The organism is Burkholderia sp. APQ4-4ca (assembly GCF_057837105.1).
The window spans coordinates 30,047-42,668 of the sequence record NZ_JBYQCG010000223.1 but is presented as its reverse complement, the minus strand read 5'-3'; the positions used below and the strand labels follow the sequence as shown (position 1 = coordinate 42,668).

At 67.2% G+C, this 12,622-nt stretch carries 6 protein-coding genes; 1 reads left to right on the top strand and 5 read right to left on the bottom strand.

Annotation, left to right across the window (positions count from 1 at the left end; genetic code table 11):
• The first annotated feature begins 698 nt into the window (after positions 1-698).
• Positions 699-1,136: an ATPase gene (locus tag AC3IFE_RS25010; RefSeq protein ID WP_256979792.1), complete on the top strand. Its 438-nt coding sequence runs from the start codon at positions 699-701 to the stop codon at positions 1,134-1,136.
• 146 nt (positions 1,137-1,282) lie between these two features.
• Here AC3IFE_RS25010 and AC3IFE_RS25005 read toward each other — a convergent pair whose 3' ends face one another.
• From AC3IFE_RS25005 to AC3IFE_RS24985, 5 genes are all read right to left on the bottom strand, one after another.
• Positions 1,283-1,960 (bottom strand): DUF429 domain-containing protein, encoded by a 678-nt coding sequence (locus AC3IFE_RS25005; protein ID WP_489192679.1) that lies wholly within the window; start codon positions 1,958-1,960, stop codon positions 1,283-1,285.
• Positions 1,961-1,969: 9 nt separating this feature from the next.
• Positions 1,970-2,494, bottom strand: a complete 525-nt coding sequence (locus AC3IFE_RS25000) for an HD domain-containing protein (protein WP_027786250.1) — start codon at positions 2,492-2,494, stop codon at positions 1,970-1,972.
• 120 nt (positions 2,495-2,614) lie between these two features.
• Positions 2,615-6,085: an ATP-binding protein gene (locus tag AC3IFE_RS24995; RefSeq protein WP_489192676.1), complete on the bottom strand. Its 3,471-nt coding sequence runs from the start codon at positions 6,083-6,085 to the stop codon at positions 2,615-2,617.
• A gap of 3 nt (positions 6,086-6,088) precedes the next feature.
• On the bottom strand, positions 6,089-7,339 hold the full coding sequence (locus AC3IFE_RS24990; protein ID WP_089470974.1) for a metallophosphoesterase family protein: 1,251 nt from the start codon (positions 7,337-7,339) through the stop codon (positions 6,089-6,091).
• A gap of 864 nt (positions 7,340-8,203) precedes the next feature.
• Entirely contained in the window at positions 8,204-12,574 is a 4,371-nt protein-coding gene (locus AC3IFE_RS24985) for a thioester reductase domain-containing protein (protein ID WP_489192674.1), read from the bottom strand.
• Positions 12,575-12,622: the final 48 nt, after the last annotated feature.

The following is a 12,622-nucleotide window of genomic DNA, read 5'->3' as shown; positions in this document are numbered from 1 at the left end:
AGCGCCATCACGTTGCCACGATCCAATCTGAGCCAGGATCAAACTCTTCAGTTCAAACCTGTTACTGTTTTCGGTTCGGTTAAGAACCGGTCGCTCACTCAAAGCTGACAGGAATATGAATCACTTCATAAACCTGACTTACTTTAGTGTGAGACTCTTGATACTTTTGCTATCTGATCCGAGGATCAGCTCGCTGCCATCAAGCGCCCACACTTATCGGCTGTTAATTTTTAAAGAGCATTTCTGCGAGGAATCTTGAACCCCTCAGCAGCGCTGCGTTTTCAGCAGCAGAGAAGCGAGATTATGAACCGTGTTTCGCAGCTCGTCAACATCTTTCTACACGACTTCGTTGCGACTGCGGGGCTCAACCTCCTGCGCTGCCAAGGTTCGCTACTTCCCGAACCCGACAGCACCGCTTCCCTTCCTCTCGCGCCGCGTTTGCGTTAGCGCGAAAGAGGCGTGATTCTAAGCACCCGCCCCCATCCGCGCAAGCCCTTTGTGAAGAAAGTTTGAAAAAGCCTCCGTGCGCTCACGCGCACGGGGGCTTCGGGCTCGACGGGCCGTGAAACCCGACGCACGCCGCCTTTCAAAGATATGACGAAGGCGCCCTTTCCTTCTATATAAGGGACACGGAACAGGCAAGGAAACTGGCGCGGTCGAGTATCATGCCGCGACCGAACCACGCACTCATATTGACGATGGACAGCACGACTCAATCCGGCGACAGCGACCTTCGCGACGAATACGCGGCACTGCGCGAGCGCGCGATCCTGCTGGAAGAACAGGTGCCGCCGCTTCTGCAACGCATCTCGGACCTGTTGCCGCGCATCAGCGGCGAATCCGAACTGGCGGATAGGCATCGCGAGCGGCTCGTCGGCGCACGCAATGCGGCGCTGGTCTCGATCGAAAACTATCAGCAGGCCATTCCGTTCCTGCAAACGGCCGACTCGATCATCGAGCAGCTGGACAAGACGCCCGAGCGCGACGAAGACATCGAGTGGCGCGAATCGCTGCTCCAACGGCTGGACGAGCTGATCGACGTCGCGGTCGTGATGATCGACGATGCGGACAGCTACTTCGAACACGCGCAAGCCTGCGACCTGTCCAGCGTGCCGAAATCCATCCTCGAGGATTGAGCGGACTGACCCGAAATCGCGCGATGTAGATGCGTCGCGCCACGCCCGCCGACAGTCGCTAGCTGACCTGCCCGTCGCCGGGCCTGCCGCATTCCCCCACGAAACGCCGCTGCGGCCGCCATCCCGCGCGGAGCAGCACGCCGCTCCTACGGCGAATCGAGCGCGATCGTCTCGCTCATCACCGGCACACGGATGTATCCGCCCGCCGCATCGCCGTACGCATGCGCGTTCCCGTCGATCACGTATTGCGCGGTCAACGCACACAGCGTCGCGTCGCGCGCATCGACGGAACGCAGCGTCGATACGTCGATGCCCAGTCGCTCCAGCAAGTGCCGGCGCTGGTTGCGCTTCTGCTTTGCCGACGCCACGGCCTTGCCCAGCATCGCGCAAGTAATCGCATACGGATAGGTTTCGAAGCTCACGCGTCCGCCCGTGTAGCACGCGTCGGTCAGCAACGGATAGGCGTCCGCGAGCGCACGGTAGACGAGCTCCCCCATGAACATCCAGTCGAAGAAGCCCGACGTGCTCGCGACGGCTTGCTCCCGCGACGGCGTCGGGAAACACGAGATCCGTTCACGCGCGAGCGCCTGTTCGGCCGCGCGGCGGCCGCTCCCCGTCCACCACAGGCTCGGCGCGGCGACGCCGACGGCGACAACGTCATGAGCAAGACATAAGGCGGGCACCGACTCGGGCGCGACCCGCGCCTCCCGGCAGACGACCGTCGACCCACGCAGGATCACGAGATCGCACAGCTTCCTGTCGCCGCCGACGTCGACGCCCGCCACGGCAGCCGCTTGCCGCGCGACGGATCGGGCCGATCGCATGCGCGTGCGTCAGTCCGCCGGCCGCGCGGCGTACGCGGTGTCGAAGATCGCCTCGAGACCGGGATGAACGCCGCGCATCGGATCGACGACCGACTTCGCCCAGTCGAAGTACGCCTGCTTGCGTTCGAGCGGCCAGTCCGCGGGCGGATGCCGGGCGATGTCGCGCAGGTTGCAGATCTTGTCGGCCAGCTTCACGAGCTTCGCGCGCCGGCTGATGGTGGCCGCGTGCTCGACCTGCAGACGCTTGCGCTCGTCCTTCGGCAGCGACTTGTCGTCCGTGACTTCCATCACGATGTCCGCCACGTCCTTGCCGAACAGCCGCAGCAACTCCTGCTCGGTCGTCTCCGTATCCTCGACCGTGTCGTGCAACACCGCCGCGACGATCACGCGTTCGTCCTCGACGCCGGCCTCGTTGGCGAGCACATCGGCGAGCGCGATCGGATGATTGATGTACGGCGACGCCTCTTCGTCCTTGCGCCGCTGATTGCGATGCTTGTCCGCCGCGAACGCAATCGCGGCTACCAGCTTCTTCATATTCCCCCCTCGTGTGGCCAGACCCGCGACCGCCGAACCGGCCGCATCCGTTTCCGAACTGCTCATACTACCTGTACGCGATGCCCCTTCCCGCGGGCCGGCATCCCGGCCCGCTCCGCGTCATACGCCGGCCGGCGCACGCTGCAACTCGACCACGTTGACCCGCGCGCCGAACACGTCCCTCACGAGCGGCAGCAGGTGATCGTGGTGCGTCAGGAACAGCACCTGGGTGCGCGTCGACAGATCGCGCAGCGCGTCGAGCCCCGCCTTCGCGCGCGCATCGTCGAAATTGATGAACAGGTCGTCGGCGACGAACGGCAATGCGGTGCGGCTGCCGAGCTGCAACTCCAGCGCCGCGATCCGCAGCGCGAGGAACAACTGATCGCGCGTCCCTTCGCTCAGCCCCGCGACCTCGACCGACGTTCCCCTCGTGCGCCGCGCATACAGCGCGGGCGGCGTCCGTTCGGTATCGACGGTCAGCTTCGCGAATTCGCCCAGCGTGAGCCCGGCGAAAATCTCGCCCGCACGCCGGAGCATCGGCCCCTGCTTCTGGTCGCGATAGCGATCCGTCGCCCACTTCAGCAAGCGGCTCGCCGTGGCTGCCTCCAGATACTGTTCGGCCGCGTCGCCCATCGCCGCCAGCGCTTCCTGCCGCTTCGACTCGGCAACCGCCGCGTTCGCCTGGCCGTCGATCGCGCCGAACGCCTGGTCGGCCACGACCTGTTGCTGCGCCAGCTCGTTCAGCCGCTTGCCGACATCGCCCAGCGACTGCTTCGCCGCTTCGAGATGCGCGGGCACGTCGGCGATGTCCTGTTCCGCCACCTCGGCCTCGACGGCGGACCGGGACAGCCCGTCGCCGTCGCGCACCAGCGCTTCATGCGCGGCATCGACCGCCTGCCGAAGCTGGCGCTGCCGATCCGAGCGCTCGGCCAACGGCAGCGCCGCGTCGATCGACGCGACGCCGGCCAGTTGCAGCAGCGGCTGGATACGCGCATCGGCGCCCGCCACCGCGGCAGCCGCGTCCGCGACCTTGGCGTCGGCCTGCCGCACGGCCTCGTCGGCTCGATCGATCGCCCGCGCGACTTCCCTCGCGGCCGCGAGGCGCATCGTCAGCCGGCGCGCCACGTCCGGCCAGTCGCCGCTCGCCAGCCATTCCGGCGCGAGCGCTTCGGCAAGCCGTCGCGCACCGGCCTCGAGCGCGGCCAGCTCCGCGCGGATCGCGGCGATCCGGTTGCGCGGCGCGTCGGCATCGGCCAGTTCGGCCGTCACCGTGTTCGCGAGCCCGAGCGCCCCTTCCGCCGCGGCCAGCGTCGCTGCGCTCGCGGACAGTTTCGCGTCGGCCAGCGCGTCGCGCCATTGCGCCTGCCACGCGTCGTAAGCCGCCTGCGCGTGGTCGGCCCGCGACTGCGCGGTCGCGCACCCGCGTTCGGCTTCCCGCGCGCGATCGTCGAGGCTGTCCTTCCGTGCGGCCGCTTTCTCGGCCGACTGGACGAACGTCTCGGCGACGGCGACGAGCGCGGCCAGCCCGTCCGACTCGCCGCCTCGCGAGACCGTCAGCAGCGCTACACGCAGCGCGGTTTCCGCGCCGGCGCGGGCAGCACGCATCGCATCGAGTTCGCGGCGCTGACGATCGAGATCGGCCTGCGCGGCGAACACCGCGTCGCGCTTCGCGAGCCAGTCGCCCATCGCCGCCAGCGGCATGCCGGGCACCGCGGCCGCCGTCGCGAGCGCGGCCCACGCATCGCGATGCGCGGCCAGTTCGCGCTCGCGTTCCTCCAGCGCCGCCTGCCGGCGCGCCACGCCCGCCCGCGCGGATTCGACCTGCTGACGCAGCGACTGCAGCGTCGCCGCGGCCTGCGTCGCGCCGAGCTGCGCATCGACGAGTTCGTCGGCGAGACGCATCGCGTCGTCGACCGCCGGCGCGCCCGTCGCGAGATCGACGGCGCCGCTGCGGACGTCGCCCCACGCGCCGTCGCGACGCGCGCGCGCCGCCAGCACGTCGGCGGTCGTGACGACCTTGTGGTTCTCCGCGAAATGCTTTTCCTGCAATTCAAGCCGCTCGAGCTCTTCGAGCGCACCGTCCCGCGCGTCGCGCGCGGCAGCGGCCGCGCTCGCGCATTCGCTGTCTTCCTTGAGCAGCGCGGCGAGCCGTGCCGCCGACGGCACGTCGAGCGCATGCAGCGCGTCGACCGGCATGCGCCATGGGCCGAGCGCATCGAGCGCGCCGGACAGCGTGCGTTCGGCCGCCGCGATGTCGTGCGCGAGCGCCTGCTCGCGCGGGCCGCTATTGCGAAAACCCTGGGCATCGGCCAGCGCCGCGCGCAACGCTTCCGGCACGTCGACGGTCGACAGGCGCGCCTGTTGTTCGCGGACCTGCGCCAGTTCGCGCGTGCGTTCGCCGAGCGATTCGCGCGCGCCGACAAGCGCCTGATGCAGCGCGCCATGTTCGCGCAGCAGGTTCGCGACCGTCTTCAGCGACAGCGCCGTCGGCAACGCGGCGCGCAGCGACGCCTCGTCCGTCGGCCAGCCGAGCTGCGCGGCCGCCGACGACGCGGCGGACAGATGCCGTTCGACGTCCGCGCCGAGCAGCAGCAGATCCTGCGCGTGATTCATGCACGCGCCGCGCAGCCGATCGAGCGCTTCGATATCGGCTTCGAGCGCCAGCGTGTCGGCGTCCGCGACAATCGCATCGCGCGCCTGCCGCTTCGCGAGCAGATCGGCACGCCGCTCTTCGAGCACCTTCTGCTCGGCCGCGAGATCGCCCTGCGCCTTCAGCAGATCCGCATACGCGGTCGGCGGCAACTCGACGACCGCACCCAGTTCCGCCAGCGCCGCGTCCTTGACCGTCAGCTCCTTCAGATACGGCGCGAGCCGCCGCACGCGTTCGAGCTTCGAGCGCAGCGCTTCGAGCCGGCGCTGTTCCGCGCGCGCCTGCTCGATCTGCTGCTCGACCGCTTCGCGCGCGTCCTTGCGATCGACCCAGTCGCGCGTGCGCACCTGGACCGTCTTCAGTTCGGCCACCGCTTCGTTGAACGCCGTTTCGGCCAGCGCAAACGCGCTGCCGCTGCGACGCGGCGCCCACAATTCGAGCGCGCGCGCATCGAGCTCCTCGCGCACCGGCCCGAGGCTGCCGACCCCGGCAGCCGATTCGAACAGCACCTGGCCGAGCTTGTCCGATGCGTCGAGAATGCTACGGCCGCCATCCACCAGCCGCCCGTGATCGAGCCCGAACATCTGCTCGAAGAATTCGCGCGTCGCGCCATCCAGGACGGCCGCCAGATAGTCGTCGGGCAGCTTGTCGTCGGCGGGCGTGCGCAACGGACTGCGCCCGCGCGCACGGTGGAACGCGAGTTCACCCGTGGCGCTCTCCAGCACGCCGCCGATCCGCAATTCGGGCGTGCTGTGCAGGAAATCGAGCGGCGTCTGGAGCTTCATCCCGAACAGCAACTCGGACACGGCCGTGCGAATCGTCGACTTGCCGGCCTCGTTCGGCCCGACGATCACATGGAAATCCTCGCCGGCCGACGGGAACCGCAGCGTTTCGTCGGTGAACTTGCCGTACTTGATCAGATCGAGCTGGCTGATGCGCATCGCTTACTCCCCCCTCGCCAGCCGCGCGAGCAACGCGGGCCCGACCTGCTCGACCAGCGCCGTCAGCTGGCCCGCGCGCGCCATCGTCAGCAACGGCACGTCCTCCTTCACGTCGCTGCGGACCTTGCCGACGAACGGCTTCAGGTCGCGTTCGAGCAGCGCGAGGAAATCGGGATCGTGCGCGGCATCGGCCAGGATCTGCTTCAGGTCCTCCAGCGCTTCGAGCGGTTCGCTTTCGCCCGGCTGACGATCGGCAGCGGACGTCGCGAGCCGGACCTTCTCGAGCCACAGCCGCTCGTTGCCGATGATGCCGATCTGGTTCAGCACCTCCGCACGCAACTGCGGCGCGCGGCCGAAAAAGAGGCCGTGCGCGGGCGTGCGCCCGGTGACGGTGACGCGCACCGCGCGCGGCACGTGGCCGTCGACGGTCAACAGCGCCTCCAGCGACTGGCCGATCTTTCGCGACAGATCGGCCACCGACTGGCAATCGGACGCATCGACCGACACGGCTTCCCAGCGCAGCACGTCGAGATACAGGCGTTCGACCTGCGTCCTGCCTTGCTCGACCGTCACGAGCACCGCGCCGCGCCGGCCCGTCTCGCGGATATGACGCCCCTGCAGGTTGCCGGGAAACACGACGGTGGACGGGCCCGTCCATTGCTGGAATTCGTGCACGTGGCCGAGCGCCCAGTAGTCGTAGCCTTTCGCGTGCAGTTCGGCCAGCGTGCACGGCGCATAGTTCGCGTGCGCCGCGTAGCCTTCGAGCGCCGTGTGCAGCACGCCGATGTTGTAGTGCCCGGGCACCGGGTCCGGGTAGCCGATCGCGAGATTGTCGACGACGGCCTTGTCCTTGAAGCTCTGCCCGTGCAGCGCGACGTCGAATTCCGGCAGCCTGACGGTTTCCGGCTTGCGGTGGCCGAACACGGTGACGTTGTCGGGCAGCGTCAGCTTCTTCGTCATCTCGCTTTCGGCATCGTGGTTGCCGCCTAAGACGAACGCGCGGATGCCGGCCTTGCGCAGGCGGCCCATCTGCTGGCCGAAGAAGATGCCCGTGTTGTGATCCTTCCAGTCGCCGTCGTACAGGTCGCCCGCGATCACGAGAAACGCGACTTCCTCTTCGATCGCACGATCCACGAGTTGCCGCAATGCCTCGCGCGACGCGTTGCGCAACTGCGCGGCCGGCGCGTCGGGATACGCGCTCAGGCCGTGCAACGGACTGTCAAGGTGAATGTCTGCCGCGTGGATGAACTTCACGAAGGTTCCTCTGTTTCATGGCGAACGGGCAACGCCGCTCACACGGGCCGGGCCGTCAAGCGCCGGACCGGTAGCCGCCGGACTCGCCGCCGCACCGGCGACACGCGCCGGAGCTGATCATGCTGCCCGCTGCAAGCGGGTCGGGATGGTACCTGAAAGCGGGTAACGACATGCGTTCTCCGTCGGTCCGGATGGCGGGGAAGCACACGATACCGATGCGAACCGACATTGTGCCGCAGCACGAGCGAGCGACAGCGATACCGCGCCGCTGAAGAACGGGCAGCGCACGAAATGATGGCCGCGCGATCGTCCGATCGCGCGAATGGTCATGACGGGATGCCTTGGAATGCTATCGGACCGCGCCGGGCGGGCCGGAACGGCACTTTCGTATCGTCTGTCGTCACGGTGTCGATCGGACATGCTGGCCCGTGCCGACCGGCGCTGCGATCGTGGCGGCCGGCTGTCGGGAGCCCTGCTATTTAAGCATGGCGTGCGGGCATTGGGCAGGAGTCACCCGTCGATCCGGGACTGATCGAGCGCGGCGCTTCGGTGATGTTCGTTGGAGGCACTTTCTCACCGACGGAAGCGCTGCCGCCGGGCGACCCTGCGCATGCGCACCGTCGAAGCCCGGTGCTTCAACCGCACGTGACCCGCGAACACGGTCGGCAGATACCGTTTCGATGCCGGCTCGCCCGCCGCTCGACTTGCAGCACGGCAACGCATCGCTATCGGGCAATGCGGGAACCGGGACGGCGGCGACCCCGCCTTCCCGGCATCGACGATTCGACGAGATCGGTCTTTGCGACCCGATGGTGCCAACTTCAGATCATCGTCTCGCGCTCGGTCCGATTGGCGAACCGCCCCTCATGCGGTGACCAGCCTTTCATGCGGCTGCTCGAGAAAACCGTCTTCGTAGAAGTAATCGAAGAACGTGCGCAACCAGTCGTTGGCTGGACGCAGATTCGATGCGAGCACATCACCCGCAAGCCGCTTCAGTTGGGTGACGTCGATCGGAAGAATGCGCCCGACCGTCGGATCCGCAACGGGGTTCAATTTCTTGAGTACCGGAATCAGCATCGAAAGCGGATGCGCCGGGTCCTGCCGGACATGTTCCGCCAATGCCGCGAGCCACGCGTCGTAGCTCGTCCGTTCGATCGCGAAGCCTTCGTCTTCGATGAAATCGACCAGCGCGTCCAGCGAGTTCCAGCGCGGGTTGACCACATGCACGCCATGCCCCGCGGCAGTCGGGTCGAGCGACGCACGTACGATGATCCGGCTGACGACGTCGACCGGCAGGATGTTGTCGAACCCCACGTCGCGCGGCGCCTTTCCAAACAGGATGATGCCCTTGATCAATCGACAGAACAGATCGTCCAGGTTCATCCGCCCGCTCACCGCATGCCCGACGATCCGCGCCGGACGATAGACCGTGACGGGAACGCCGCGCGCGTGCGCCTGGGCGAGCAACTGCTCGGCGACCCATTTGCTCTGTTCATAGCCGCTCGTCAGGTGTTCGTGGAACGGCACCGCGAGCGTTTCGGGCAACGCATCGGAATAACGGTTCAGCGTGCCGACCGTGGACACGTAGTGAATCGGCGTCACGCGATGCAGGCTCGCCAGCCTGACGATGTCCTGCGTCGCCAGCACGTTGACCTGCTTCAGCGTCGCGTACGGATAAACGAAGTTGACCAGCGCGCCGTTGTGGTAGATCGCATCGATTCCACGTGCGAGCGCGTCGAATGCAGCCGCCGACAAGCCCAGGTTCGGTTCGCCAAGATCGCCCGGCACGGCAACGATCCGATCGCGGCGCCGCGCGTCCCACAAGCCATGCGACTGCATCGCGGCCTCGATGCGCCGTACGCCGGCCGCCGGATCGTCGGCGCGAACCACGCACATCACGCGCGCGTCGGTCGTCTCGAGCAGCGTATGAAGCAGGTGCACGCCGAGGAATCCGGTCGCGCCCGTGAGCAACACCGTGCGATACGGGCGCCACGCATACGGTTCCCGTGTCTCGATCGTCGGGTCGAGTCGCGCTTCATCCTGCAAATCGACGGCCGGCGTATCGCGACGCACATCGCCATTCGCGATGCTGGCGGCCAGGCCGGCGATCGTCGGGGCGGCCAGCAGCGTTTCCATGTCGATCGGCTGCTGAAGCCGTTCGCCGATCTGATACAGCATCACGGTCGCTTGCAGCGAATCCCCGCCGAGATCGAAGTAATTGTCGTGAATGCCGATGCGCGGCTGCTTGAGCAACACGCACCAGATGTCGTGGATCGCCGTTTCCACCAGGTCGCGAGGCGCCGCCTGGCGATCATGCTGGCGAACCTCGACGTCACCGGACAGCAGCCGGACGCGGTCGATCCTGCCTTTCGCGGAACGCGGCAGCGCCGCGAGCGCGACGATTGCGCCGGCGGACAGTGCCGGCACGCCGCGCAGCCCGGCCAGCCGGCGCACGATATCCGCGGCGTCGGCCGTCGCGTCCCGATGGAACAGCGCATAGTCCCATTGCCCGCTTTCGGCGATCCGCTCCACGAGCGCGACCTCATCGACACCCGCCTGCCGCGCAACGTCGGCCTCGAAATCGAGCCAGTCCACCGTCGTCTCGTCGGAACCCGCATTCCGGTCGGGCAGCCACGTATGACAGCCATGCTCCGTGTGCCACGCGTCCAGCGTCGTGCGCAACCACGGCCCGTTGCGCGTGACGGTCAGGCTGTCCCGGTCCGGCTTGCCGTTACGCAGCATCAGATCGGGCACCGAATGCCCCGACACGACGAGCGTACCGAGCGCGTCCCCACCCGCCGGGTTCAGATGGGTGTCGGCCACGAACACGGATTCATTGGCCGATTTTGCCGATACCACGCCCGATTCGACGCGATCGAATCCATCGGCCGACGACACCGCATGCGGGAGCGACCACGCAGGCCAGCACAATCGTCGCAAGCGTTTCGCGCCGGGTGCGAGTTCGACGAGCCGCGCGGCGTCCTCACGCGTCAACGAGCGTGCATCGACCATGATCCAGTCGGTGCGAAGCGCGCCGGCCGACAGCATCGAGGAAGCGCGGACGATATGACGCGTCGCTTCCGGGCTGAGGACGATACCGTGCCAGTGCGCGTCCGCAGACGCCGCCCGCCGCACAAACGCGGGATCGCCGGCGCTCGCGATCTGGTGCAACGACAGCCCGGCGCTCAGTGCGCCCAGTACCGTCCACAACGCCGTATGCGACAGCGGCCCGTCGCCGAGCGCAACATCCCGCGACGCACCGGCCGGTAACGTCGCGCCGAACGCGCGCGCGGCTTCGACAAGCTGGGCGTGCGTATAGCGCATGACATGCCAATCGCCATCGATATCGCGCCGCAGCAGCGAGCAGGCGCCCTGCACCGGATCCGACCGATCGTCGAGCGTACCGTCGATTTGCCCGTACATCGGATCCTGCTCGTCGAATACGTAACACATGACGCCGGTCAACGGCGTATGCTGCGCGGTCGTCACGCAGCTTCGCAGCGGTTCCGGCGACCAACCGCCATCGACGATCGCATCGAACGCGGACGACGGCAGATTCGGGTCGGTCATCACGCAATCGACGCCATACGTCAGTCCGGACAGCAGCAACACCAGCCCCGACACGGGGTCATCGCATGCAATCAGCACGCGCTCGCCCGGCCGATAGCCGAAACGTCGCCATTGACGCACGGCACGCTGCACGCGATCGGCAATCGTTCCATAGGTGACGCCGTGCGCGTCACCCGGCGACTCGCGCCCGTCCGGTCGGGAAAAGGCGATCCGATCCGGCGTGCGAGCGGCCTGCGCGGCGATATGCGCGGACAACGTCGCGTCGCCGATCGATGCGTGTGCGGATGCGTCGGGCGCGCCGCCGGCACCCGTCGACGATCGCGCATCGAGCACGAGATCGCATACTTTTCGCGGCGTCGCGTCGATCAGGACTTCGAGGAGTCCGCGGTATTGCGAAGCCATGCGTTCAATGAATGCCGCGTCGAAGCGGGCCGTGTCGTAGGTCAACTGAAACGTCAGCGTATCCGTCGGCAATACGACCAGCGCCAGTGCATAACTCGTTTCCTCGACGGCACGCGGCTCGTCGATCCGCCACCCGCAACTCGCCGCGAGCCGGTCGAACGCATCCCGGCCCGGATAGTTCTCGAATACGTAAAGCGTATCGAACAGCGATTGCTGGCGCGGCACTTCGCTGCATTTCAAGACGTCCGTGAGTGCGCTGGGCGCATGCTGTTCCAGCCGCTGCGTGTCGGCTTGCAAGCGCCGCAACCAGTCGGCCGTATCGAGTTCGCCGTCGAGCGTCGCGCGCCACGGCAGCGTGTTGATGAACAGGCCGACCATGCGTTCGATGCCGTCCACCTCCGCGGCACGCCCCGATACGACGATGCCGCCGACGACGTCGTTGCAACCGCCGTAGCGCGCAAGCAGCATCGCCCACGCACCCTGGCAAAGCGTGTTGAGCGTCACCCGGGCGGCGCGGCATGCGCGGCCGGCCGCCTCCATCCATCCGGCCGGCATCGTGTCGGCCCGAACCGATAGCGTGCGGCGCGTGTCGGCGCCGCTTGCGGCATCGTTCGCCGGCGAAGGGCATACCGACGGCGCGAATCCTGCCGGCCTGCGATAGCCGCGCAACAGATCGCGCCAATAGTCGAGCGAACTGTCGCCATGGCGCGTGCGCAGCCACGCAACGTAGTCGCGATAGTCCCGCGCGATGGCAGGAAGCGGCGCGTCCGGGCGGGAATAACGTTGAAACACCTCGCCGAGCAGCAACGGCATCGACCAGCCGTCGAGGATCGCGTGGTGATAGGTCCAGAGGAACCGATGCCGCTCGTGACCGAGCTGGATCAGCGTGACGCGCATCAGCGGCGCGACGCTGAAATCGAAGCCGCGTGCGCGGTCGCTCGCCAGCAGGTGCTCGAATCGATCGGCTTGCTCGCCGGCCGCGCGACCGCGCCAGTCGATCACCTCGAACGGCAATCCGACCGTATGCCGGACGACCTGCAACGGATTCTCTTCGTGCAGGCGAATGAACAGCGTCTTGAGTGTGTCGTGGCGATGCACGACCGCTTCCCACGCGCCGCGGAATCGCTCGAGGTCCAGCGGACCATGCAACACGCAGGAAAATTGCTCGACGTAGATGCCGGAGGCCGGATCGAGTCGCGAATGGTGAAGCATGCCTCGCTGCAGAGGCGTGAGCGGGTAAATCGTATCGACGTTTCGGGTCATCCTGGATTCCTGGTGCGGTCATGCTCGACGAACGCGCGGTATCGCGCG